Annotated in this window: 17 protein-coding genes and 1 riboswitch; of the genes, 10 read left to right on the top strand and 7 right to left on the bottom strand. The window is 72.9% G+C overall.

Annotated features, from left to right (window positions below; genetic code table 11):
* Positions 1-31: 31 nt before the first annotated feature.
* Positions 32-1,222 carry a C40 family peptidase gene (locus ACZ52C_RS07810; RefSeq protein ID WP_469073897.1) on the bottom strand — a complete coding sequence of 397 codons (1,191 nt, stop codon included), beginning with the start codon at positions 1,220-1,222 and terminating at the stop codon, positions 32-34.
* Between the two features lie 9 nt (positions 1,223-1,231).
* Positions 1,232-1,388, bottom strand: a riboswitch (cyclic di-AMP (ydaO/yuaA leader).
* Positions 1,389-1,642: 254 nt separating this feature from the next.
* Between ACZ52C_RS07810 and pcrA the strand changes: the two genes are divergently transcribed.
* Positions 1,643-4,159 (top strand): DNA helicase PcrA, encoded by a 2,517-nt coding sequence (pcrA, locus tag ACZ52C_RS07805; RefSeq protein ID WP_469073896.1) that lies wholly within the window; start codon positions 1,643-1,645, stop codon positions 4,157-4,159.
* Positions 4,160-4,251: 92 nt separating this feature from the next.
* On the opposite strand, the gene ACZ52C_RS07800 is transcribed toward pcrA, so the two are convergent.
* Together ACZ52C_RS07800 and ACZ52C_RS07795 are read right to left on the bottom strand one after the other, a co-directional pair.
* Complete coding sequence (locus tag ACZ52C_RS07800; protein ID WP_469073895.1) at positions 4,252-5,829, bottom strand: M23 family metallopeptidase; 1,578 nt, start codon at positions 5,827-5,829, stop codon at positions 4,252-4,254.
* Positions 5,830-6,218: 389 nt separating this feature from the next.
* The gene (locus ACZ52C_RS07795) at positions 6,219-7,079 is read right to left on the bottom strand and encodes an esterase/lipase family protein (protein WP_469073894.1); all 861 of its coding nucleotides are present in this window, start codon (positions 7,077-7,079) and stop codon (positions 6,219-6,221) included.
* Positions 7,080-7,729: 650 nt separating this feature from the next.
* Here ACZ52C_RS07795 and ACZ52C_RS07790 point away from each other — a divergent pair.
* A complete protein-coding gene (locus ACZ52C_RS07790; protein WP_230219653.1) occupies positions 7,730-8,146 on the top strand; it encodes a cobalamin B12-binding domain-containing protein in 417 nt (138 codons plus the stop codon).
* Between the two features lie 146 nt (positions 8,147-8,292).
* Here the strand turns inward: ACZ52C_RS07790 and ACZ52C_RS07785 are convergent, their stop codons facing one another.
* Both ACZ52C_RS07785 and ACZ52C_RS07780 read right to left on the bottom strand, forming a co-directional pair.
* Entirely contained in the window at positions 8,293-9,957 is a 1,665-nt protein-coding gene (locus ACZ52C_RS07785) for a DUF5691 domain-containing protein (protein ID WP_469073893.1), read from the bottom strand.
* A gap of 187 nt (positions 9,958-10,144) precedes the next feature.
* Positions 10,145-11,521 carry an SWIM zinc finger family protein gene (locus ACZ52C_RS07780; protein ID WP_469073892.1) on the bottom strand — a complete coding sequence of 459 codons (1,377 nt, stop codon included), beginning with the start codon at positions 11,519-11,521 and terminating at the stop codon, positions 10,145-10,147.
* 133 nt (positions 11,522-11,654) lie between these two features.
* Here ACZ52C_RS07780 and ACZ52C_RS07775 point away from each other — a divergent pair, with 133 nt between their 5' ends.
* The 7 genes from ACZ52C_RS07775 (at position 11,655) to sucD (ending at position 20,710) form a co-directional block, all read left to right on the top strand.
* Positions 11,655-12,857, top strand: a complete 1,203-nt coding sequence (locus tag ACZ52C_RS07775; RefSeq protein ID WP_469073891.1) for an ATP-binding protein — start codon at positions 11,655-11,657, stop codon at positions 12,855-12,857.
* Entirely contained in the window at positions 12,854-15,313 is a 2,460-nt protein-coding gene (locus tag ACZ52C_RS07770) for a DUF5682 family protein (RefSeq protein WP_469073890.1), read from the top strand. Before ACZ52C_RS07775 ends, ACZ52C_RS07770 begins: the two co-directional genes overlap by 4 nt.
* Positions 15,310-15,474, top strand: coding sequence for a hypothetical protein (locus tag ACZ52C_RS07765; protein WP_469073889.1), 165 nt, complete (start codon positions 15,310-15,312; stop codon positions 15,472-15,474). Before ACZ52C_RS07770 ends, ACZ52C_RS07765 begins: the two co-directional genes overlap by 4 nt.
* A complete protein-coding gene (locus tag ACZ52C_RS07760) occupies positions 15,471-16,640 on the top strand; it encodes a VWA domain-containing protein (protein WP_469073888.1) in 1,170 nt (389 codons plus the stop codon). Before ACZ52C_RS07765 ends, ACZ52C_RS07760 begins: the two co-directional genes overlap by 4 nt.
* Positions 16,641-16,868: 228 nt before the next feature.
* A complete protein-coding gene (locus tag ACZ52C_RS07755) occupies positions 16,869-17,972 on the top strand; it encodes a hypothetical protein (protein WP_469073887.1) in 1,104 nt (367 codons plus the stop codon).
* Positions 17,973-18,625: 653 nt separating this feature from the next.
* A complete protein-coding gene (sucC, locus tag ACZ52C_RS07750; protein ID WP_469073886.1) occupies positions 18,626-19,804 on the top strand; it encodes an ADP-forming succinate--CoA ligase subunit beta in 1,179 nt (392 codons plus the stop codon).
* A gap of 21 nt (positions 19,805-19,825) precedes the next feature.
* Positions 19,826-20,710: a succinate--CoA ligase subunit alpha gene (gene sucD / locus ACZ52C_RS07745; RefSeq protein WP_086804565.1), complete on the top strand. Its 885-nt coding sequence runs from the start codon at positions 19,826-19,828 to the stop codon at positions 20,708-20,710.
* 149 nt (positions 20,711-20,859) lie between these two features.
* On the opposite strand, the gene ACZ52C_RS07740 is transcribed toward sucD, so the two are convergent.
* Positions 20,860-21,795 carry a SigE family RNA polymerase sigma factor gene (locus ACZ52C_RS07740; protein WP_469073885.1) on the bottom strand — a complete coding sequence of 312 codons (936 nt, stop codon included), beginning with the start codon at positions 21,793-21,795 and terminating at the stop codon, positions 20,860-20,862.
* A 126-nt stretch (positions 21,796-21,921) separates the two neighbouring features.
* Here ACZ52C_RS07740 and ACZ52C_RS07735 point away from each other — a divergent pair, with 126 nt between their 5' ends.
* The gene (locus ACZ52C_RS07735; RefSeq protein WP_469073884.1) at positions 21,922-24,027 is read left to right on the top strand and encodes a cell division protein PerM; all 2,106 of its coding nucleotides are present in this window, start codon (positions 21,922-21,924) and stop codon (positions 24,025-24,027) included.
* Between the two features lie 69 nt (positions 24,028-24,096).
* Here the strand turns inward: ACZ52C_RS07735 and ACZ52C_RS07730 are convergent, their stop codons facing one another.
* Positions 24,097-24,888, bottom strand: a complete 792-nt coding sequence (locus ACZ52C_RS07730; RefSeq protein WP_469073883.1) for a hypothetical protein — start codon at positions 24,886-24,888, stop codon at positions 24,097-24,099.
* Positions 24,889-25,158: the final 270 nt, after the last annotated feature.

Raw genomic sequence — 25,158 nt, 5'->3', positions numbered from 1 at the left:
GGCCGAGCCCGTGGGACGGGCCCGGCCGGGGTCACGCCGGCCGCACCACGCTGTGGATCGAGGACTCGCCGTCGTAGAAGATCGACTCCTCGCGGACGTAGGTGCCCGGCTTGGGGGCGTGGATCATCATGCCGTTGCCGATGTAGAGGCCGACGTGGCCGATGTTGTCGTAGAAGAAGACGAGGTCGCCCGGCCTGGCGTCGGCCAGGGGGACGGTGGTGCCCGCCTCGACCTGGTCGTAGGTGGTGCGCGGGAGGTCCACGCCGGCGGCCTTCCAGGCGGCCTGGGTGAGGCCGGAGCAGTCGTAGGAGCCGGGGCCGGTGGCGCCCCAGACGTACGGCTTGCCGATCTGCGCGCGGGCGAAGGCGAGCGCCTTGGTGGCCTTCGAGGCGTACGTGGAGTCCTCGACCGGAGCGGTGGTCCCGGTGGTGCCCGGTGACGTCTCCGTGCCGGTGGCGGTCCCGCCCTGGGTGCCCTGGGTCTCCTGGGCGTTCTGGGTCTCCTGGCTCGCCTGCGCCGCCTGCTGCCGCGCCAGCTCCTCCGCCTTGCGGTCGGCCTCCTCCTGCTCGCGCTGTTCGATCGCGGCGAGCCGGGCCTTCTCCTGGGCGGTGAGGGTGGAGAGCAGTTCGCGGGCCTCGGCGAGCTTCGCCTGGACCTTGGCCTTGCTGGTCTTGAGGGCGTTCTGCGACTCGGTGAGCTTCTCGAGGCTGTCGCTCGCCGTCCGGCGCTGCTCCGCCGCGTCGGCCTGCTCGGTGACGTACGCGTCGACCGCTTGCTGCTGACGGCCCGTCAAGCGGTCCATCAGCTGGTTCTGGTCGAAGTAGTCCTGCGGGTTGTCCGCCAGGAGCAGCGAGGCCTGGTCGGGGGTGGCCGCGCCGGTGCGGTACTGGGCCGCCGCGAACGAACCCAGCTCCTCCCGCGCCTCGTTCAGCTTCTCCGTGCGCTTGGCGACGTCGTCGAGGAGGGTGTCGACCTTCTTCTTCTGCTTGGTCGTCCTCTCCTTGGCCGCGTTGTAGTTCTCGGTCGCCGACCCCGCCTGGCGGTAGAGGTCGTCGACCTTCTTCTCGACCTCCTCCAGGCTCGGCCTGTCGTCGGTGGAGGGTGCGGCGGTGGCCGTCTGGGAGAGCAGTGCCACGGAGGTCAGGGCGGCCGTGGCGAGAGCGGGGGTGCGTATGCCCGCGCGCGTCCGGCCGGCCGGACGCGGCTTGCGGTGCGGCGCCATGGTGCGGCGTCTCCTTCCGTTGTCCGCCTACCGAGTTAGCTGTCGGGTTCGGGCGCAAGCTTCGGAAGGTTGCCCTACGGCCCTCGCCGCGTGCGGCGGTCGGGTCGATTCACCCCGGAGGTCGGTGGGTCCCCGGCTCCGGCGCCGGGAGAGGCGTGCCGGACTCGGCGGAGGCCGTGCGGCCCGGCGACGTTCGCCGGTTGTGTCGTACGGCCCAAGAAGAAGCTAGCCAACTCGTGTGGTCCGTGTGAAGGTTGATGTTCGATATGCCCGATACGTTTTCGTGACCTTAGCCTCTTTCGTGCGACAGGCGGTACGCTCGATCGCTCACCGTCGTGAGGTGGGCGCGGTGAGTGGTGGGGTGTGGACTTCCCGGGGCGGCCTCTCGCTGTCAGTGGGGGCGCCTAGACTCGGAGAGCGATGAGCAGCCTCTTTGACGACAGCTTCCTGGCGGACCTCCAGGCCCCTCGCGGCCACGCGGAGGAGCCCCCGCCGCCGCCCGAGGACGATCACGTACCGGAGTCGCTTCCGGACGATCTGTTCGGCGGGAAGTTCGACGTGCCACCGGACCGTGACGAGTACTACCGGGACGGCGCCCCGCGCCCCGCCCTCGACGCGGCGGCCCTCCTGGACGGGCTGAACGAGAACCAGCGCGCGGCCGTGGTGCACGCCGGATCCCCCCTGCTCATCGTCGCCGGCGCGGGCTCCGGCAAGACCCGGGTGCTCACCCACCGCATCGCCCACCTGCTCGGCGAGCGGCAGGTCCACCCGGGGCAGATCCTCGCGATCACCTTCACCAACAAGGCCGCCGGCGAGATGAAGGAGCGCGTCGAGCAGCTCGTCGGCCCGCGCGCGCACGCGATGTGGGTCATGACCTTCCACAGCGCGTGCGTCCGGATCCTGCGGCGCGAGTCGAAGAAGCTCGGCTTCACGTCCTCCTTCTCGATCTACGACGCCGCCGACAGCAAGCGGCTGATGGCGCTCGTCTGCCGTGATCTGGACCTCGACCCCAAGCGCTTCCCGCCCAAGTCCTTCAGCGCCAAGATCTCGAACCTGAAGAACGAGCTGATCGACGAGGAGGACTTCGCCGCCCAGGCCGCCGACGGCTTCGAGAAGACCCTCGCCCAGGCCTACGCGCTCTACCAGTCCCGCCTCCGCGAGGCGAACGCGCTGGACTTCGACGACCTGATCATGACGACGGTCAATCTGCTGCGCGCCTTCCCGGACGTCGCCGGGCACTACCGCCGTCGCTTCCGTCACGTCCTCGTCGATGAGTACCAGGACACCAACCACGCCCAGTACGCCCTGGTCAGAGAGCTGGTCGGCACCTCCGAGCACCCGGTCGACGTACCGCCCGCCGAGTGGGACGTGCCTCCGGCCGAGCTGTGCGTCGTGGGTGACGCGGACCAGTCGATCTACGCCTTCCGCGGTGCGACCATCCGCAACATCCTCCAGTTCGAGGAGGACTACCCGAACGCGACCACGATCCTGCTGGAGCAGAACTACCGCTCCACGCAGACCATCCTGAGCGCGGCCAACGCGGTCATCGAGCGCAACGAGTCCCGCCGCCCGAAGAACCTGTGGACCAACGCGGGCGCGGGCGCGCAGATCACCGGCTATGTCGCCGACACCGAGCACGACGAGGCCCAGTTCGTCGCCGACGAGATAGACCGCCTGACGGACGCGGGCGACGCGAAGGCCGGCGACGTCGCCGTCTTCTACCGGACGAACGCCCAGTCCCGCGTCTTCGAAGAGGTGTTCATCCGCGTCGGCCTGCCCTACAAGGTCGTCGGCGGCGTCCGCTTCTACGAGCGCAAGGAGGTCCGGGACGTCCTCGCGTATCTGCGGGTCCTGGCCAACCCGGAGGACTCAGTCCCGCTGCGCCGCATCCTCAACGTGCCCAAGCGCGGCATCGGTGACCGTGCCGAGGCGATGATCGACGCCCTCTCCCAGCGCGAGAAGATCAGCTTCCCGCAGGCGCTGAAGCGGGTGGACGAGGCGTACGGCATGGCGGCCCGGTCGACCAACGCGGTCAAGCGGTTCAACACGCTGATGGAGGACCTGCGGACCGTCGTCGAGTCCGGCGCCGGACCGGCCACCATCCTGGAGGCGGTCCTCGAACGCACCGGTTATCTGGCCGAGTTGCAGGCGTCCACCGACCCGCAGGACGAGACGCGCATCGAGAACCTCCAGGAACTCGCCGCCGTCGCCCTGGAGTTCGAGCAGGAGGCCGGTGCGGGGGAGGGCGGGGCCGAGGGCGAGGCCGTGGGTACCACCTCGGCAGGGCTCTCCGACTTCCTGGAGCGGGTGGCGCTGGTCGCCGACTCCGACCAGATCCCCGACGAGGAGGAGGACGGCTCGGGCGTGATCACGCTCATGACCCTCCACACCGCCAAGGGCCTGGAGTTCCCGGTGGTCTTCCTCACCGGCATGGAGGACGGCGTCTTCCCGCACATGCGCGCCCTCGGCCAGACCAAGGAGCTGGAGGAGGAGCGCCGCCTCGCGTACGTGGGCATCACCCGTGCCCGGGAACGGCTCTACCTCACCCGTTCGACGCTGCGCAGCGCCTGGGGCCAGCCCTCGTACAACCCGCCGTCCCGGTTCCTGGAGGAGATCCCGGCGACCCATCTGGAGTGGAAGCGCACGGGTGCCTCCGCGCCGGTGTCCTCGGGCCCGGCCGCCGGGATCGCGGCGTCGCTGTCGTCCTCCCGGTCCCGTTCCTCGGCCTCCGGCGCGTCCGGCTTCGCGACCCGCCGCGGCAGCGAGAAGCCGGTGGTCTCCCTCGCCGTGGGCGACCGCGTCACCCACGACCAGTTCGGCCTCGGCACGGTCGTCGGCGTCGGGGGTTCGGGAGCGAACGCGGAGGCGACGATCGACTTCGGCGACACCAAGCCCAAGCGCCTGCTGCTGCGGTACGCGCCGGTGGAGAAGCTGTAGCGGAGGGAGCCGCGCCGCGCGACGACGGCGGGCCCCTGCTCGGCAGGGGCCCGGTCTTCGTGTCTGTGCGCTGCGCCCGTGAGGCGTGACCGTTACGTCGGGTCCAGTCCGTGGCTGCGCAGCCACGGGAGCGGGTCGATGGCGGAGCCGCCCGCCGGGTGGACCTCGAAGTGCAGGTGCGGACCGGTCGAGTTGCCCGAGTTGCCCGAGTAGGCGATGGTGTCGCCGGCCTTGACGGTCGTACCGGAGGCGACCTTGTACGTGGAGAGGTGGCAGTACCAGGTCTCGGTGCCGTCCTTGGCGGTCACGATGACCATGTTGCCGTAGGCGCTGTTCCACTGGGTGCGCACGGTGCCGTCGGTCGCGGCCATCACCGGGGTGCCGTACGAGACGGGGAAGTCGATACCGGTGTGCAGGGACATCCAGTTGACGCCGGACTGCCCGTAGTACGCGCTCAGCCCGTGCTTGGCGACCGGCAGCGCGAACTTCGGCCGCAGCCGCTCCTTGCGGGCGGCCTCGGCGGCGGCCTTCTTCTGCTCCAGCTCCTGCTGGGCCTTGAGGTCGATGCGCTCCTGCGTCCGGCTGGCCCGGTCGGCGAAGTCGTCGGCCTCGGCGGAGAGGCTCTCCAGCTGGGTGTCGAGCTGGTTGTTGGCGGTGGACGGCTTCACGGCGGTGGCGTCCGACTTGACCGACGCCGTCGTCTCCGTGTCGTCCGACGTGGCACCGACCGAGGCGGCCGCGATCCCCGCGACCCCCATGACACAGGCCGACGGAACGGCCACGGTCAGCAGGGCGGAACGTTTGGCCGGAGCCTTCCGGCGCGACCGCGATGCCGCGCGGGTGGCGGCCCGGCCGGGGCCGGCGCTCCTGGTGGCCGCCGCGGTGACCTCTTCCTCCCCGTCGAGGAGAGCCGCGCGGTCCGCGCCGTCGGTCTCGGACTCGCCGTCCGCCGACCGGTGTTCGTCGTGGTCGTACGGGGCGATCTGTTCGAAGGTGGCGGTCGCCTGCTGGTGGAAGTCCGCGGCCTCGGCCGAGAGGTCCACCACGACGGTCTGCGGGTGATCGTGGGCGTCGTACGACTCGGGGGCGCCGCCACCGTGCTCGTCGCCGACGGGGGTGCCGTCGCTGTTCCACTGGGTGGCGTCGAAGGCGCCCGTGTCGAAGTGCTGGGTGCCGATCCACTGCTGGGTCTGGTCGGTCTGCCCCAACTGGTCCGCGTCGTCGGACTGTTCGGGCTGGAGCCAGCCACTCGCGTCCCACTGGCCGCTCGCGTCGGGGCCGGTCGGCTGCGTCGGGACCTGGGAGAGGTGCTCGTAACCGGACGACCAGGACGTCGAGTCGTAACTGCCCGTGTCGTACGCGGCCTGGTGCTGTGCGGCGTACGGGTCGTAGTTCAGCGTCTGGTGGCTGCCCGTCGACCACTGGGTGGCGTCGTAGGAGCCGGTGCCGTTGTCGTTGCCCGGCATGTCGCCGAAGAGGGGGTCGACCGCGAAGGTGCCCGTGGCGTTCGCCGGGGTGCCGGTTTCAAAACCGGTGGCGGGGTAATCGCCGTACGTGGTGAAGTCGCCGTAGCCGGCTTCCTGGTGGCCGTACGACGCGTACTGCGCCGGGTCGGCTTCAGAAGCCGGAGTCGGGGGTGTTGCGGTCCCCGACGGGTGACGATCGTTCACCAACTTCTCTTTCGCCTCGACGACAGGGGCTGGCAGAGCAGTGCGGTGACTGTACCCGGCGGTATGCGGGCGCGACAATCTTCAACGGGTTTCGCGCGCGCAGGAAACGGGCATTCGAGCGTCTTTCGGCGGTCTGTGGGCACGACTTTGGCCTGGCGTTCGAAGGTTGTTCGATAGTCGACCACGGTGTGCGGCATGCGGGACGCCCGTGGGGACGGGGGCGAGACGTTTCTCCGGGTGATCGCGGGTCGAGTGTGGGGCGCATGGTTGCCGTCGGGAGGGGTGTCGCGAGTCGGGCGCGTGGCGGGGGCGCGTGGGAGTGCGCCGCGTTTATCGCCTTACGTCCGTGTTCTCCTCGCCTGTGGCGAGCGTCACTGTCGCGCTTCGGTTCAGGCCACCGTGAGGCCGCCCGGGCGGGCGGCGGTGCGGGTGCCCGTCCGCGAGGTGTCGAGGGCCTCCCGGACTCCGGTGGCCACGGCGGGGTGTACGGGCAGCGCGAGGTGGCCGATCCCGGTGACCCTGATGTTCTGCGCCATCAGGTCCGGATGGTCGACGCAGGCGCTCTCCGGCGGAGTCATCACATGGTCGAAATCGCTCCAGAACGCCACGAAATGGGTACGGCAGCCCGGCGCCGGCTCCCGTAGTTCCTGCATGACCTCCGAACCGGGTCGCATCTGCCGGACGATCGGATGGGCGTCCGCCAGCGGCACGGCCCGGGTGCCACCGTGCGGGGTGCCGAGCGTGACGAGCGTGCGGACGCGGTGGTCGCCGCCGAGCCGCTGCACGTAGTACCGGGCTATCAGCCCGCCCAGGCTGTGGCCGACGACATCCACCCGCTCCTGGCCCGTGCGCTCGCAGATGTCCTCGATGTGCCGGCCGAGCAGATCGGCGGCCGCGCGGATGTCGCAGGTGAGGGGCGAGTAGTTGAGCGACTCGAGGTGGCGGCCGCCGTGCTGCGCGAGGGAGCGGCGCAACAGGACGAAGACCGAGCGGTTGTCGATGAAGCCGTGCAGCAGGACGACCGGGGGCTTCTCCTCGGTCGGGAGCCGGGGTGCGTCGGACGGGGGGAGCTGGGGGGTGATCCTCCGCTCCTGCGTCATCCCCGACGGATAGAGCAGCAGATGCCCCGCGAGGATCGCCAACTCCAGGGCGGTCGCCTTGAGAAGGGCCGCGGAGAGGCCTGTCAGCCGGGTCGGCAGGAACCGCTCGCAGAGCGGAACCAGGGGCGCTATCGCGCTGGTGACCTTCATGCCCGACCTCCCGTCGGCAGACGGGAGGACGCCTCTGTCCCCCGTGTGCCCTAGTGGAGATGACGGCGGTGCGGGCGGCGGACGGCGGGTGCGATGCGACGTGACGCGGTGCGTGTGGCATGCGCGACGTGCGGTGCGTGTGCGGCGTGTGAGGCGCCGATCACGCGACGCGGGGTCCGGCCCTCCGGCTCCCCGCTGCCCTGCCCTCTGCCGTCTGCCGGGTACCGATCCGTCCCGCCACCGTGGCCTCCCGCGGACGGTGGGTCGGTGCGGCCCCTTCCGACGACTCTCCCTTGCGCATGCCTCCCCGTGGCGCGCACGCCACGGGGAGCCTCTGGCCGGCGGCCCCCGGAAACGGTCCGGATGCCGCGATCACCTCCGTGATCACCTCGGTCCCCGCGACGCGTGAGCCGCGGAATCCGGGAGCAGTGCGCGGCGAACGTGTCCCACCGTGTGATTTCCCCCTCGCTCTCCACCGCGAAACTGCCCGGTTGCGGGATCCTGGAGATAACGTTCGTTCACTTCCCCGGTGTGCGGTGTGGGTAGGTGTTCCATGGACCCGGGCCGAGATGTGTGCGGTTCGCCTGGTTCGTGCGGCAGATTCCGCCGCGTTCGTCATGGGTTGGTGCAGTCGTTTCATGGAGGCAGTGATGGGTGTGGCAGCCGGTCCGATCCGCGTGGTGGTGGCCAAGCCGGGACTCGACGGCCACGATCGCGGGGCCAAGGTGATCGCGCGGGCGCTGCGCGACGCCGGTATGGAGGTCATCTACACCGGCCTCCACCAGACTCCCGAACAGATCGTCGACACGGCGATCCAGGAGGACGCCGACGCGATCGGCCTCTCCATCCTCTCCGGCGCCCACAACACACTCTTCGCGGCCGTCATCGAACTCCTCAAGGAGCGCGACGCCGAGGACATCCTCGTCTTCGGGGGCGGCATCATCCCCGAGGCGGACATCGCTCCGCTGAAGGACAAGGGCGTGGCCGAGATCTTCACGCCGGGGGCGACGACGGCGTCGATCGTGGAGTGGGTACGGGCGAACGTGAGGCAGCCGGCCGGGGCGTGAGGGGGCGCGGCGTGCGTGGTCGGGTGCGGGTCCGGTGGGGCTTCTCGCGCAGTTCCCTGCGGGCCTGAATCCTTCAGGGGCGCGGGGAACTGCGCGACCAGCCCCGACTCACCCGCACCCGACCACGCGCCCAGCCCGCTCCCGTCCTAGTCGGCGGCGGTCCCCTCCACCCGTGCCAGCTCCGTTCTCATCGTCGCTCGTAGGCGCAGTGTCGTCGCCAGCCGCTGGAACGCCTCGGCCCAGTACCCCCCGGCGCCGGGCGCCGCATCCTCCGCGGCCTCCGGGGTGGCCGTCAGCGGTTCGAGACGGACGGTCTCCGCAGGGTCGAGGCACCGCTCGGCCAGCCCCATCACCCCGCTGAAGCTCCAGGGATAGCTCCCGGCGTCCCGCGCGATGTTGAGGGCGTCCACCACGGCCCGCCCCAGCGGCGGAGCCCACGGCACCGCGCAGACCCCGAGCAGCTGGAACGCCTCGGACAAGCCGTGCGTGGCGATGAACCCCGCCACCCACTCGGCCCGCTCCTCGCCCTCCAAGGTCGCCAGCAGCTTCGCCCGTTCGGCCAGCGACACCGCTCCCGGCCCGCCGGCCTCCGGCGTGGACGGCGCCCCCAGCAACGCCCGCGACCACCCGGGATCCCGCTGCCGCACCGCCGCCCGGCACCACGCCCCGTGCAGCTCGCCCTGCCAGTCGTCCGCGACCGGCAACGCCACGATCTCCTCCGGCGTACGCCCCCCGAACCGCGGCGACCAGGCCCCGAGCGGCGCCGCCTCCACCAGCTGGCCCAGCCACCACGACCGTTCTCCCCGGCCGGCCGGAGCCTTGGGCAGCACCCCGTCGCGCTCCATGCCGGGGTCGCACTCGTGCGGGGCCTCGACCACGATCGTGGGCACCCCGGGCGCCGTGGACGCGCCGCCGGTGCGGTCGACGGCCACGCATGCGGTGGCCCGCTTCGCCATCCGCCGTGCGAGCGCCGAGTCCGGCAGGGCCGAGAGCAACTCCGCCGCCGTGGCACGCACGTTCCGGCTGCGGTCGGTCAACGCCGCCTCCAGGAAAGGCTCGTCCGCCGCCCCCAGTCCCGTACGGAGTGTGTCGAGGAACATGAGCCGGTCCTCTGCCCGCTCCGTCGACCACGTGGACGACAGCAACGTACGTGCAGAGGCGGCGTCCCGCGCCCGTACCGCCGTGAGCAGGGCGACGCGCTCCGCGAACAGGCCCTCCTGCCACAGCTGCCGGACCCGTTCGGGCTCGTCCGGGCCGGGGAGCGCCGCGCCGCCGCCGGGCGCCGCGCGCAGGGCGAAACGCCAGTCGGGGTTCAGCCGGGCCAGCCACAGGGCCCGCGCACCCGCGAAGGCCAGCACGGCCGGACGTAGATCCGTACGGCCGCGGGCCGCGTCCAGCAGGGCGGGCAGGACCTCCGGAGGCGCCGCGTACCCGTAGGCGTTGGCCAATGCCAGCCATTGGGGGAGGAGTTCCATCAGATCGGGTGCCGCGCCCCGCCGTCCGCCACCGGTGCCGGGCCGGTCGGTCAGCAGCGTCGTCAGCCGGCGCGTCGCGGCCGGCGGCAGGGGCGGACGCGGGTCCGCAGCCGCCGGTGCGGGCCGCGCCGCCGCCCGCACCGGCCGTATCCCCGCCCTGCGCCGTACGGTCGCCACGGCCGCCGCGTCCAACAGCGCGACCGGCGCCTCCCGGCCCGAGACGGCCCCCGGGGGCGTACGCCGGTCCGTCCCGAGCAACGCGGTGGTGACCAACTCCTCCCAGGCGAGCGCGGGCGCGGCCGCCGTGGGGGAGGGAGAGCCTGTGGTGCCGGTCATGTGGGGTCCTTCCGTACGGCGACGGTGCGGTGCGGCCGAAGGAGCGCGGCGGGGCCGAGGAAGCGAGCGGGCCGCCGGCGGGGGAGGCGGGGAGCGGCCGTGAGGGCTTTCCCTGACGGTCCGCCAACCGCCCTGCCACAGCTGCCGTGTGCCGTAGGGGTCTCGTTCCGCCGCCCGCCGTCTCGGCTCAACACAGCGGCACCGCCTGTCCTGTGGGCTTCTGCGCGCCGTCTCGCTCGGCGGGCCATGCCGTCAGGGGCGTGAAGCCGTGGTGGCCGCACTCGCCGAAGACCGTCAGCGGTGCCCCGCCGGAGAGCGCGACGAGGCGCCAGAGGCCGGGGCGGGAGCGGGCGGACGAGGTGAGAGGAAGCGCGAGATCGCTGTCGGCGTCGATCAGTTGCCAGGAGTCGCCGTCCGGGGCGGGTATCACGCGGGTGAGCGTGACCGGGTACGAGTCGAGCCAGGGGTCGTCCTGGAGGGCCGTGCCGTACCGGGCCGCCGCCTCGGCCGGGGTGATGCCCGGCGGTCGCACGGACGAGGGCTCGGGCGCGGTGTACCGCTCGCCCAGGGCCGCCCGCAGCTGTCCCGCACCCGGGTACGCCGCGACCTCCGCCTCGACGGCGAGCCCGACCGGGAGCGACAGCTCGGGGGCGCGGCCGGCGGCTCCGTAGGAGAGGAGCAGTGCCGTACGGCCCGACCCGGTGCCGTACAGCCAGATGCGGCGGGTGGTGAGGCGGGAGTCGGAGGTGTCGTACTGGGCGAGGGTGAGCCAGTGGTCGCGGACTGGTGGGCCGTCCGGGGAGCCGGACAGGCCGATCCGGGAGCGGACCGTGGCCGCGAGGCCCTCCGGGAGGTCTTCGCGGCGCAGCCAGCCCTGGTCCAGCAGATGGAGGAGCGCGCACTCCTCCAGGAGGCGGACCGGCCACCCCGGGCCCGAGCCCGGTATGGCGCCCAACTCCCGCACCCGAGACGCCAGTCCGGGCGCCTGGGCGTCGACCATGCGGGCCGCCGTCTCCTCCCAGAGCGCGTATCCCGCCTGTTCCGCGGCGGCCAGACCGCCGCGGAACAGGTCGGCCAGGCGCTGTTCGAGCTCTGTCGCGCCCGCCGTGATCCGGTCGGCGCGCCGCTCGGCTCGGCGACGCGCCGCCTCGGGGTCAGCGGACGTGGCCCCAGATGCCGCGTCCGTCCTCGTCGCCCTCTCCGCTGCGCGCGTGCGGCGGCCGGCAAGCCACTGCTCCGCCCAGTCCGGCGCCTGCCCAGGAGGCACCGCGGTGTCGTCGCCCGCCCAGAGCAGGAGCAGCCCCAGCGCATGCTTGCACGGGAACTTCCTGCTCGGACAACTGCACTTGTAGGCGGGCCCGGTGGAGTCCGCGACGTCGATCACTGTCTGATACGGCTTGCTGCCACTGCCTTTGCATAGTCCCCACACCGTCCCCACGTCCGAAGTGCCCGCCGCCGACCAGGGTCCGGCCACGGCGAGTTTGCTTCCGGCTTTGCGCGACGCTGCGTCAGGCGCCAATGCCAGCACCTGCTCAGCTGTCCAGCGCACCCCCTGCTGAGTCATGTTCCGAAGGTAGATCCCACCACTGACAATTGGCTTGCACGATCCAATTTCCCCAGGTCAGACTGGATTGTCAGTGGCGTGGTGCAGTGTGGTCAGCAGATCCGAACCGGCCGAGCTGGAGGGGGACTCAGCCATGCCTGCGTCTGCTGGAACGACCACTGCCGACCCGAGCCACAACCAGTCCGCGCCCGCGAACACGGACACGAGCGCGCACCCGGACACGCGTGAGGACGCGCGCCCGGGCACACCTCCGGACGGCGAGGTGCTGCGGGCGCACGCCGAGCACGCCTACGCCCATGAACTGACCGCGCTGGCCGCCCAGGACGACCGGCCGCGGCCGGCCCGCTGGAAGCTCTCGCCGTGGGCCGTCGCCACCTATCTGCTCGGCGGGACGCTGCCTGACGGCACGGTGATCACACCGAAGTACGTCGGACCGCGCCGCATCGTCGAGGTGGCCGTCACCACGCTCGCCACCGACCGCGCGCTGCTCCTGCTGGGCGTGCCCGGCACCGCCAAGACCTGGGTCTCCGAACACCTGGCGGCGGCCGTCAGCGGCGATTCCACACTGCTCGTGCAGGGCACGGCGGGCACACCGGAGGAGGCGATCCGGTACGGCTGGAACTACGCGCAGCTGCTGGCCCACGGCCCGAGCCGCGACGCCCTCGTGCCGAGCCCCGTCATGCGGGCCATGGCGGAAGGCATGACGGCGCGGGTGGAGGAGCTGACCCGGATCCCGGCCGACGTCCAGGACACGCTGATCACGATCCTGTCCGAGAAGACGCTGCCGATACCGGAGTTGGGGCAGGAGGTGCAGGCCGTCCGCGGCTTCAACCTCATCGCCACGGCCAACGACCGCGACCGAGGGGTGAACGACCTGTCGAGCGCCCTGCGCCGCCGGTTCAACACCGTGGTGCTGCCGCTGCCGGAGAGTGCCGACGCCGAGGTCGACATCGTCTCGCGCCGCGTCGACCAGCTCGGCCGGTCGCTCGACCTGCCGGCCGTGCCCGACGGCGTCGACGAGATCCGCCGCGTCGTCACGGTCTTCCGCGAGCTGCGCGACGGGGTCACGACGGACGGCCGGACGAAGCTGAAGTCGCCCAGCGGCACGCTCTCCACCGCCGAGGCGATCTCCGTCGTGACCGGCGGACTCGCCCTCGCCGCGCACTTCGGCGACGGCGTCCTGCGGCCCTCCGACGTCGCCGCCGGCATCCTCGGCGCCGTCGTCCGAGACCCCGCCGCCGACCGCGTCATCTGGCAGGAGTACCTGGAGGCCGTCGTCCGCGAGCGCGACGGCTGGACCGACTTCTACCGCGCCTGCCGGGAGGTGAGCGTGTGAGCGAGCGGGGGGAGGCAGCGGCTGCGGGCGGCGGGGGCGGTCCCTTGCTGCTGGGCGTGCGGCATCACGGGCCGGGGTCGGCCCGGGCGGTGCGGGCCGCGCTGGACGCGGCGCGGCCCGGGGTGGTGCTGATCGAAGGACCACCCGAGGCGGACGGACTGATCCCGCTCGCGGCCGACGAGGACATGCGGCCGCCGGTCGCGCTCCTCGCCCACGCGGTGGACGAGCCCGGCCGGTCCTCCTTCTGGCCCTTCGCCGAGTTCTCCCCGGAGTGGGTGGCCATGCGCTGGGCCCTGGCCCACGGCGTACCGGCCCGCTTCATCGACCTGCCGGCCGCGCACTCGCTGGCCCGCTCGCGCGAGGAGGACACCGACGCCGAGCCGGGGGAGTCGACCGCGCCGCCCGGGGAGGAACCGCTCCGGGGCGACCCGCTCGCCGCGCTCGCCGAGGCCGCCGGGTACGACGACGCGGAGCGGTGGTGGGAGGACGTGGTCGAGCACCGGGGGACGGGCGGGGACGCCTTCGCGCCGTTCGCCGTGCTGGAGGAGGCCATGGGGGCGCTCCGGGAGGCGTACGGCACCGGGGGACGCGCTCGGGACCTGGTGCGCGAGGCGTACATGCGCTTGCAGGTCCGGGCCGCGCAGAAGGAGTTCGGGGACGACGCAGTGGCCGTCGTGTGCGGGGCCTGGCATGTGCCTGCCCTGCGGCAGAGGCGGACCGTGGCCGCCGACCGGGCGTTGCTGAAGGGGCTGCCCAAGGTCAGGACCGACATGACCTGGGTGCCGTGGACCAACCGGCGACTGGCCCGCGCGGGCGGATACGGCGCGGGCATCGACTCGCCGGGCTGGTACGGACACCTGTTCGGCGCGCCCGACCGCCCCGTGGAGCGGTGGCTCACCAAGGTGGCCGGACTGCTGCGCGAGGAGGACCGGATCGTCTCCTCCGCGCACGTCATCGAGGCGGTACGGCTGGCCGAGACGCTCGCCGCGATGCGCGGCCGCCCGCTGCCCGGCCTGACCGAGACCACCGACGCCGTACGCGCGGTGATGTGCGACGGCTCGGACGTACCGCTGTCGCTGGTACGGGACCGGCTGGTCGTCGGGGACGTGCTGGGGGAGGTGCCGGAGTCCGCGCCGGCGGTGCCGTTGCAGCGGGACCTCACCCGGCTCCAGCGGCGGCTGCGGCTCAAGCCGGAGGCGCTGGAACGGGAGTTGGAGCTCGACCTGCGGAAGGAGAACGACGCCGAACGCAGCCGGTTGCTGCACCGGCTGCGGCTGCTCGGCGTGGCCTGGGGCGAGCCGTCCACCTCGCGCGGCAGCACGGGCACGTTCCGGGAGACCTGGCGGCTGCGCTGGGAGCCCGAGCTGTCCGTGCGCGTCGCCGAAGCCGGGGTCTGGGGTACCACCGTGCTCGCCGCGACCACCGCGAAGGCCGAGGCGGACGCCGTCACGGCCCGCTCCCTCGCCGACATCACCGGCCTCGCCGAGCACTGCCTCCTCGCGGAACTCCCGGACGCCCTGCCCGTGGTGATGCGCGTCCTCGCCGACCGCGCCGCCCTCGACGCCGACGTCGGCCACCTGGCCCAGGCGCTCCCGGCCCTCGTCCGCTCCCTCCGCTACGGCGACGTCCGCGCCACCGACACCCGCGCGCTGGCCGAGGTCGCCGCCGGGCTCGCGGAACGCGTCTTCGTCGGACTGCCGCCCGCGTGCGCCGCGCTCGACGCGGAGGCCGCACAGGAGATGCGCCGCCATGTCGACGCCGTGCACGGCGCGGTGGGGCTCCTGGGGGACGCCGTGCAGGGCGAGGGCCCGGCACGGGACGACGCCGTGCAGGGCGAGCGGGCGGCACGGGGTGGCCGCCTGCGATCCCGCTGGCACTCGGTGCTCCGCGTCCTGTCGGTCCGGGACACGGTGCCCGGTGTCGTTCGAGGGCGGGCCGTACGACTCCTGCTGGACGACGGGGCGTTGGCGCAGGACGAGGCGGCCCGGCTCATGGGGCTCGTGCTCTCGCCGGGCACGGCACCGGGCGACGCGGCGGCCTGGATCGAGGGCTTCGTCGGCGGAGGCTCCGGTGGCGGAATGCTGCTCGTCCACGACGAACGGCTCCTGGGATTGGTGGACGCCTGGCTGACCGGCGTGCCGGGGGACGCGTTCACGGACGTACTGCCCTTGCTGCGCCGGACGTTCTCGGAGTACGAGCCGGGGGTGCGCCGCACGCTCGGCGAGCTGGTCCGCCGCGGGCCCGGCCGGCGGGTGAGTGCGGCGGCCGGCGGTGACGGCACGGCGGGTCACGCGGACGAACTCGACAGTGACCGTGCCGATGCGGTGCTGCCGGTGGTGCGGCTGCTGCTGGGCCTGGACGACGAGCCCGAGGGCGCTCGGGGAGATCACGGCGATCGGGAGGACGCCGAGCGGGAGAAGACCGGCGACAACGACCTTGTGGGGGTGGCGGGATGACGAGTGACGGACTGCGCGAGCCGGGGCGGGTCGTGGGGGCGAGGGACGGCAGGGACGGGCACGGTCATGTGCGGCGGCGCGGGCCGGGCGCGGGCGACGGGCCGACGACCATCACGGTGATGCCTCTCTGGGTCCGGTTCCGTACGGGGGTGCGGCGATGACGACAGCGCGGCCCGAGGTGGATGTGGCCGCCGAGCGGTTGCGGCGTTGGCGGCTCGTTCTGGGTGGGGAGTCGGCGGACGGCACCGGGTGCGCGCTCGGGGGGCGGGACGCGGCGATGGACCAGGCGTTGACCGCCCTGTACGGGAAGGGCGACAGGTCGGGGGCGGGGCAGAATCGTTCGGCGGGGCTCGGGGCGTCGGCGCCGTCCGTGGCGCGGTGGCTGGGGGACATCCGGACGTACTTCCCCTCCTCCGTCGTCCAGGTGATGCAGCGGGACGCCATCGACCGGCTCGGACTCTCAGCGCTGCTGCTGGAGCCGGAGATGCTGGAGGCGGTCGAGGCCGACGTCCACCTCGTCGGCACGCTGCTCTCGCTGAACAAGGCCATGCCGGAGACGACGAAGGAGACCGCTCGGGCCGTCGTGAGGAAGGTCGTCGAGGATCTGGAGAAGCGGCTCGCGACCCGCACCCGGGCCACCCTCACCGGCGCCCTCGACCGCAGCGCCCGCGTCAACCGGCCGCGCCACCACGACATCGACTGGAACCGCACGATCGCGGCCAACCTCAAGAACTACCTGCCGGAGTACCGGACCGTCGTACCCGAGCGGCTCATCGGGTACGGCCGGGCCTCGCAGTCGGTGAAGAAGGAGGTCGTCCTCTGCATCGACCAGTCGGGATCCATGGCGGCGTCCGTCGTCTACGCCTCGGTGTTCGGGGCGGTGCTGGCGTCCATGCGGTCCATCAGCACCCGGCTCGTCGTCTTCGACACGGCCGTCGTCGACCTCACCGACCAGCTCGACGACCCGGTCGACGTCCTCTTCGGCACCCAACTCGGCGGCGGCACCGACATCAACAGGGCCCTGGCGTACTGCCAGTCGCAGATCACCCGGCCCGCCGACACCGTCGTCGTGCTGATCAGCGACCTCTACGAGGGCGGTATCCGCGACGAGATGCTGAAGCGGGTGGCGGCGATGAAGGCGTCGGGGGTGCAGTTCGTGACGCTGCTCGCCCTCTCCGACGAGGGCACGCCGGCGTACGACCGCGAGCACGCGGCGGCCCTCGCGGCGCTCGGCGCACCGGCGTTCGCCTGTACGCCCGACCTCTTCCCGGAGGTGATGGCGGCCGCGATCGAGAAGCGGCCGCTGCCGATACCGGACCGTGCGTGAACGGCGGCACGGGTGGTGACACCGGCGGCGACCGTTGCGGCAGGCGGTAACCGGACAAGGGAGATTGAAAAGCGGACATGAGAACGCGTCGGTGACAGGGGGGTTGCGCGACGCACGGCGTCCCGTGCGAGGATCGGCGACACTTCACAGCCTTCACACGACTGTTCGCATCTCGCGCATGTTCACCCCGTACTCCGCCGTTCCGCCGCACCGGAGGATCTTCCCGTCGTGACCTCAGCGACCCCGCTTCCCGGCGCTGGTGCCGGTGCGGCCCTGCGCGGGGCCGCCGGGTGCCGTCTGGTGCGGGTGGCGCTGTTGTTGGGTGGGCTGTTCGTGCTGGGCGTCCTGTGCGGGGAACGGGCGAACGCCGCTGACGGCGCGCCGACTTCGCCGCCACCGCTCACCGCCGTCACCCACCACGTCCTGCGGCCGGCCACCGGGCACACGGCCCGACCGGCCACCGAGCACTCCGCGCGACCGGTCACCGAAACCGTCGGCCAGCCGGTGCCTCAGCAAGCTGTCCGGCGGTCCGTGACCGAGGGAGCCCTGGAGCCGGTCGTCGGAGAAGTCGTGCGGCCGGTCGTCGAGAAGGTCGTGCGGCCCGTCACCGCATCGGTCGTGCGGCCCGTCACGGACGGTGCCGCGGTGCCCGTCACCGAGGGCGTCGTCGTGCCGGTGGGGGACCTCGTCGAGTCGGTGACCGAAGGGCTGGGCGGAGTGACGTCGCAGCTGCCGTCGGTGAGTCTGCCGTCGCTGCCCGGGGTGGTGCCGGGGCTTCCTGAGCTGCCGCAGTCGCCGGAGCCTCCGGATCTCCCCCATCTCCCCCATCTCCCCGATCTCCCGGGGGTGCCCGGGTGGAGCACCCTGCCGGTGGAGTCGCTGCCCGTCGGCGAGGGGCCGCAGGAGTCGGGGCCGACGGAGGCCGAGAAGCCGGACCAGGTCCCGGACGGTGACGGCGGGCGTGACGTCGGGCGTGACGCCGCACGGGTCTCCGGCCAGGCCCGCGGCCCGTTACCCGTCGCGTACGGGCCGACCGTCGTGGTCGGCGGTGCGGTGGCTGTGCCGGCACCTCACCGGACCGCCGGCGCCGACGTAGGCGCCGACGATTCGCCTGGTGTGCGTACGCCCGTGCGACAGAGCCAGGACGGGCTTCCGACGGGCGCCCTCGGCCGGCACTCCGCCGTCGACAACGGCGGGCCGCGGCACGCCGAGCCGCACGCCCTCGCCGCCCTCCCCCACACGCCGCTGGGCCTCGTGCCAGGCGCTCCCGTGGCCGACGCCGCGGGCGGGACCCGGGAGCGGCACCGGGACGTCCCCGTCTTCCCCGGCTAGGAAACGGGCTCCTCACACCGCCGGGCCTGTGGCTCCGCGCGGGCCGACCACGTCCGCCGCCCGTCCGGGCGCCCCTCCGCAGCGCGGGGGAGCGCCGGATCACGAAGACGCGGAAACGACGTCACCGGTCGCGCTCCGCGCCGCACAGGTCACCCCGGTCCCCCTTTCGTCCACCGCGCGCCCCTACGCCGTAGCGGCCCTACGCCGTAGCGATCTCCAGGTCCGTAGGAGACGCGGTCACAGTCGACCGACCCTCAGGCGATACCCGGACGGCCGAAAGCCGTCGGCCCGGTCCGCGCGGATGCCGAGGGCGGTGACGGTCGGTCTCCCTTGGGGAGGAGATCGCCCGTCGGGGCCCTTCGACATAGGTGAAGGGCCCTCAGGGACCTCACCGGACGTACCCCCGTCCGGTGAGGTCCCGCACGCGCGGCACGCCGTGCCAGTGAGCGCGGCATCATGTGACAGGTATCACCGCTCAGGTGTGACCCGCGATTTAGGGGGCTCCCGGAAGCAGCGATAACCTGCGAGACGGACATGCCGCGCGCTCGGACACCGTGTGCGCCTCCCTTGTGACTCTCGGCGGACGTCACGTTGCCCTTCGCGGCACGCCCACGCATCAGACGAACCGCGATCACTGATAGGGACGGAAGCGCGTGGACCTGTTCGAGTACCAGGCGAGGGACCTCTTCGCCAAGCACGGTGTACCGGTGCTGGCCGGTGAAGTCATCGACACGCCTGAGGCGGCGCGCGAGATCACCGAGCGGCTGGGCGGCAAGTCTGTCGTCAAGGCGCAGGTGAAGGTCGGTGGTCGAGGCAAGGCCGGCGGCGTCAAGCTCGCCGCCACCCCGGACGAGGCCGTCGCCCGTTCGACGGACATTCTCGGGATGGACATCAAGGGCCACACGGTCCACAAGGTGATGATCGCCGAGACCGCTCCGGAGATCGTCGAGGAGTACTACGTCTCCTACCTCCTCGACCGCACCAACCGCACCTTCCTCTCCATCGCCTCCGTCGAGGGCGGCATGGAGATCGAGGAGGTGGCGGCCACCCGCCCCGAGGCCGTCGCCAAGACCCCGATCGACGCCAACGTCGGTGTGACCCCCGAGGTCGCCCGTGGCATCGTCGAGGCCGCGAACTTCCCGGCCGAGGTCGCCGACAAGGTCGCCGACATCCTCGTCACCCTGTGGAAGACCTTCATCGAGGAGGACGCCCTCCTCGTCGAGGTCAACCCGCTGGCGAAGGTCGCCTCCGGCGATGTCATCGCCCTCGACGGCAAGGTCTCCCTGGACGAGAACGCGGACTTCCGCCACCCCGACCACGAGGAGCTCGTCGACCACGCGGCCGCGAACCCCCTCGAGGCCGCCGCCAAGGAGAAGAACCTCAACTACGTCAAGCTCGACGGTGAGGTCGGCATCATCGGCAACGGCGCGGGTCTCGTCATGAGCACCCTGGACGTCGTCGCGTACGCCGGTGAGAACCACGGTGGCGTCAAGCCCGCCAACTTCCTCGACATCGGCGGTGGCGCCTCCGCCGCCGTCATGGCGAACGGCCTGGAGATCATCCTCGGCGACCCGGACGTCAAGTCCGTCTTCGTCAACGTCTTCGGTGGCATCACCGCCTGTGACGAGGTCGCCAACGGCATCGTGCAGGCGCTGCAGCTGCTGAAGGACAAGGGCGAGGAAGTCACCAAGCCCCTCGTCGTCCGCCTGGACGGCAACAACGCCGAGCTGGGTCGCAAGATCCTCTCCGACGCCAACCACCCGCTGGTGCAGCGCGTGGACACCATGGACGGCGCGGCCGACAAGGCCGCCGAGCTCGCGGCTGCGAAGTAAGGGAAGAGGGACAGAACAGCCATGGCTATCTTCCTGAACAAGGACAGCAAGGTCATCGTCCAGGGCATGACCGGTGCCACGGGCATGAAGCACACCAAGCTCATGCTGGCCGACGGCACGAACATCGTCGGTGGCGTGAACCCCCGCAAGGCGGGCACGAGCGTCGACGTCGACGGCACCGAGATCCCGGTCTTCGGCACCGTCGCCGAGGCGATCGAGAAGACGGGCGCGAACGTATCCGTCCTCTTCGTGCCGCCGGCCTTCGCCAAGGCCGCCGTCGTCGAGGCCATCGACGCCGAGATCCCGCTCGCGGTCGTCATCACCGAGGGCATCGCGGTCCACGACTCCGCCGCGTTCTACGCGTACGCCGTGTCGCAGGGCAACAAGACCCGGATCATCGGCCCGAACTGCCCGGGTCTGATCACCCCCGGTCAGTCGAACGCCGGCATCATCCCCGGTGACATCACCAAGCCGGGCCGCATCGGTCTGGTCTCGAAGTCCGGCACGCTGACGTACCAGATGATGTACGAGCTGCGGGACATCGGCTTCTCCTCGGCCGTCGGCATCGGTGGCGACCCGGTCATCGGTACGACGCACATCGACGCGCTCGCCGCGTTCGAGGCCGACCCCGACACCGACCTGATCGTGATGATCGGTGAGATCGGTGGCGACGCCGAGGAGCGTGCCGCCGACTTCATCAAGGCCAACGTGAAGAAGCCGGTCGTCGGTTACGTCGCCGGGTTCACCGCGCCCGAGGGCAAGACCATGGGCCACGCCGGCGCCATCGTGTCCGGCTCCTCCGGTACGGCCGCCGCCAAGAAGGAGGCCCTGGAGGCCGCCGGCGTCAAGGTCGGCAAGACGCCGACCGAGACGGCGAAGCTCGCGCGCGAGATCCTCAACGGCTGATCTTCGGCTCGGCCGAGCCTTCTGTGGGCCCGCACCCCTGTTCGGGGTGCGGGCCCACTGGCGTGTCCGGGCGTAGCGACCGCGTCGGCCGCGCCGCTCAGCCGGCCTCCGGTCGGTGGGTCTCCGCTCAGAGGGCCGCGGGCCTCCGGTCAGTGCGGTTCGGGGTGCAGGCGTTCCGGGCCGGCCGTCGCCTCCGATCTGAGCTTGGCGCGGAGCTTCTGCTCGGTCTTGGAGAGGGGGCCCGGGGCCGCTCTCGGGGGGATGCCCTGGACCGGGGCGCCCGGGGGGACCGGGGGCTCGTAGTGGTCGGGGGCGGTGTGGAGGGTGAGGGCGGTGGTGGTGAGCAGCAGGGTGGTGAAGGCGATCGCGGCGTGGATCCAGCGCCGGGCCCGCAGATCGGCCCGGGCGCGGAGGGCGAGCGGCTTGGTCGGGCCGGGGCGGACGCCGGCCGGGAGCGCGGCGAGGAGGCGGTTGAGGTCGTCGGGGGCGACCGGCTGGGGGAGTCGTGCGGTGACGGTCGCGCGGGCGTAGAGGAGGCGGCCGGCCGCGGCGGGTGTGCTGGCCTCCGTCTCGGCGGCCGTGTCGGGCAGGTCCAGGCCCACGCCGTCGTAGAGGAGCAGGGTCCGGCGGTACGGGGGCGGCAGTTCCAGGAGGGCGGTCAGCAGGGCGCGGCCGGTGGGGTCGGCCGGCGGTGGTTCGCGGCGCTGGAACGGGCGGGGGTGCACACGGCGCCACGGGGAGAGGGCGTAGTCGTGGGCCGCGGCCCGCACCCAGCCCGCCGGGTCGCGGTCGACCGCCACCTCCGGCCAGCGGTGCCAGGCGAGCTGGAAGGCACGCTCCACGGCCTCCTGGGCGAGCCGACGCTGCCCGGTGAGCAGATAGGTCTGCTGTACGAGGGTGGGGGCGCAGTACGCGTAGAGCGCGTCGAAGGCCTGGGCGGGCGTCAGGCGGGGCCGGGTCGGGGCCGCGGCGGCCGGATCGCCGGTGTCGGGGCCGGTGCCCAGGGGCTGCTGGTACCACTCGGTCCCGCGCTGGGCGTACGGCTCATCGGTGGCGGCTCCGGGGCCGGCCCCGGGCGCGGTCACCGGATCGCCTCCCGCCGTAGCGGCCTCCGTCGGACCCATCCGCGTACGAAAAAACACATAAGCACATATTGAGCGACACGTGCAGAAAACGTCCGTTACGCCGGTAAAGCGCGTGTCGTTGGGAGCATGGCCGACGTGACGCACGCGACCGACCCGAACGACCCGACCGCGGGGCCGGGCCACCCCTCCGACCACGGCTGGCATGCCTCCTCCACGGCACCCGGGGTGCCCCTGAGGCAGGGGGCGCCGACGGCGTCCCTGTACTCGTCGTCGCCGCGCTCGCCGCTGTCGCCGTTGCTGCGGCGGGCCCGTCGCCGATCGTCCAAGCTGCTCTCCGGGGTGCTGGGCGGGGTCCTCGCGGCGGGCCTCGGATGTGCGGTGTTCACCGCGCTCGTGACCGTGCTGTGGATCAGTTCGCCGTACCCGGACAGCGGGCCCGGCGGGGCGCTGCACGTGGCGGCGGCCCTGTGGCTGCTCTCCCACGGCGTGGAACTCGTCCGCACCGACACACTCTCCGGCGCCCCCGCCCCGGTCGGGCTCGTCCCCCTCCTCCTGCTCGCGCTGCCGGTGGTCCTGCTGCACCGTTCGGCCCGCGACCACGCGGGGGACGGCTCCGGGGTGAGCGCACGGGCGACCTGGGCCGGACTCGTCATCGGCTACGCCGCCGTCGGTGCGGTGGTCACGCTGTACGCCTCCGGGGGCGCGCTGCGCCCGTCGTGGCTGTGGGCCGCGCTCTGCGTGCCCCTGCTGGCGGCGCTCGCGGCGGGCACGGGGGTGTGGGCGGCGCGCGGGCGCTCCCGGCTGCCCCTGCCCGCGCTCCTCGGAGGCGCCCCGGGGACCGAAGGGCGGCGGCAACTGGCGGCCACCGCCGGGCGGGCCGCCGGGGCGGGGGTGCTCGTGCTGACCGGCGGGGGTGCCCTGCTGGTGGCGGTCTCCCTGGTCTGGCACGGAGCGGCGACCCGTGACTCCTTCCTCCAGCTCACCGAGGGGCTGTCCGGGCGGTTCGCCGTCCTGCTGCTCTGCGTCGCCCTCGTCCCGAACGCGGCGCTGTGGGCGGCTGCGTACGCGCTCGGCCCCGGGTTCGTGCTGAGCGCCGGGCACACCGTCGCGCCGCTGAGCGCGGCCGCTCCCGCCCCGTTCCTGCCGTCCTTCCCGTTGCTCGCCGCCGTTCCGGCGGGCGGGGGTGCCCCGGTCTACTGGGTCGTGGGGGCGGTGCCCTTCGCCGCGGGGGTGACGGTCGGGTGGTTCGTCGCGGCGCGGGCCGCCGCCGACCGGTCGGCGCGGTGGTCTGTGCGGCGTACGGCCGCCGCGGCTCTCCTCGCCGCGCTGCTGTGCGTCGCCGCGGTCGCCCTCCTCGTCCACCTCGCCGGCGGCCCCCTCGGCGTCGCCGCGCTCACCGACTTCGGCCCGGTGGGGTGGCGAGCGGGCGGCGCGGCCGGCGCGTGGGTGGGCGCGGTGGGGGTCCCGGTCGCCCTGACGGCCCGCTGGGCACGGACACGCGCCCCCAAGCCCACGGCTACCGCGTCGACGACGGGACGGCGCACGGGTGCGGGGGTGCCGGGCGCCAGGGGGGCTGGTGGGGCGAGTGCGGTGGGGGCGACGGGGGCCGAGACCAGGCGGGAGAAGGGGCCGGAGGGCGGGTCCGGGCGGGAGTCGGCGTCGGGTGTGCCAGGGGCCGGGACGGGGCGAGAGTCGGTCTTGGGTGTGCCGGGGGTCGAGACGGGGCGGGAGTCGGCGTCGGGTGTGCCGGGGGTTGAGACAGGGCAGGAGGGGTCCGTCGGGACGCCTGCGGCTGAACCGCGGACCACGACGGTTTCCACGCCTGCCGTCGGCACCGGCTCAGGAGACGGCCCCTCCGACGCCGTGGCGCCGTACGACGCCCTCGACCCGTACGCGAACAAGCCCGCCGCCCCCACGACCCCGCCCGTCTGGGACCCGGCTTCCCGCGAGGCGCGCTGGGCGGCGCTGCGCGAGGCGTTGACGGCCCGGATCGAAGGCGAACGAGCTCCTGAGCCCGCCCCGCCCCCGGCGCGTGCTTCGGGCCCGAGCCCCACCCCCGCATCAGGGCCCACCCCCGCATCAGGCCCCGACGCGGACCCCGACCCCGACCCCGACCCCGACTCCGACCCCGGCCCCGACCCCGTATCCGTACCCACCACCGGCTCGTCGTCCGACGGCGTGGCGGGGCTCGACACCGGCACCACCCAGGACCCTTCCGAGGGCGCGGTCTGACAAGGCGAAGGCGCCGCCCGTGCGTATCGGCGGCGCCTTCGTGGGCGTATCGGCTGGTGTGCCGGGCGGCTACTGCGCGCCCAGTACCTCCCGCAGCGGGCCCTCCGGGAGGAGGTCCTTGCAGGACTTGGCGGAGACCGTGGTGAGGGAGTCGTCGACGCAGGTGTAGTAGTCGCGGTAGACGAACTGCGCCGTGAAGGTGACGGCGACGATCGCGAGCGCGAGCGTGGAGGTCACCAGGCCGCTGATGGCCGCCGTCCGCTGCGGGCGACCGCTCGGCTCGGGCGCCGCCGGGCGCGACGGATCCGGCGTGGACGGCTTGGCGCGCAGCGCGCTCACCGCCCAGTACACGGCCAGCGAACCGAGCAGCAGGGCCACGTACGGCCAGGCGAAGAGCGCGAAGAAGAAGGCCCACATGCCGCAGAGCAACGAGTACCGTGCACGGCGCTGGGCCGGGTCCGTCGGGTCCCAGCGGAGCCCGCTGCCGGGCCCGCCCTCCGGACCCTGGCCGGAACCGCCGGGCCCACCCGGTCCGCCCTGGCCACCGGGACGCTCACCGAAGGGTCCACCGGACGAGCGGCCGGGCTGCCGGTCGCTCCACTGGCTGCCCCACGGCGAGTGACCACCACCGCGCCCCGCTCCGTCGTCGGAACCCCGGCCGTCGGGCCGGCGCGGCTGCCACGGCCGGTCGGGCGCGCCCTCGGGCGGCGGCGCGAACGGATTGTCGTCCGAAGAGCCTGAACCCTGGCCCCGCCCGGGCTGCCCGGACTCGGGGGTGTCCTCGCTCTCGCGCGGAGGCGTGGGCGAGGAACTCCGCTCGCGCAGCAGGAGCGAAGGAAGGCGGAGGCTGCGGTCCGGCATCAGGAGTAAGTCTTCCCCTTGGTGAGTACGGCGATGAGTCAGCGGTGAGTCAGCGGCGAAGTCTGGCGAGAGAGGCTGAGAGAGGCTGGTGGTGAAATCTACTGGTAGGGCATGAGCTGTCACTCCGTGAACGCCCCGCACACCGACCGCGTTCCCGAGCCCACTCCCGGCAGACGCTACCTCCCGGCCACGCCCCCGTCCCACGGGGGCCGTCCGATGTGCCGGTATCGTTGCTGCCGGTCGGCCGCTTCGTAGAGTTCCCCGTATCGG

It is taken from the genome of Streptomyces sp. NPDC034049 (assembly GCF_055575575.1).
The sequence above is the reverse complement of the archived record's forward strand: the minus strand, read 5'-3'. Positions and strand labels throughout refer to the sequence as shown.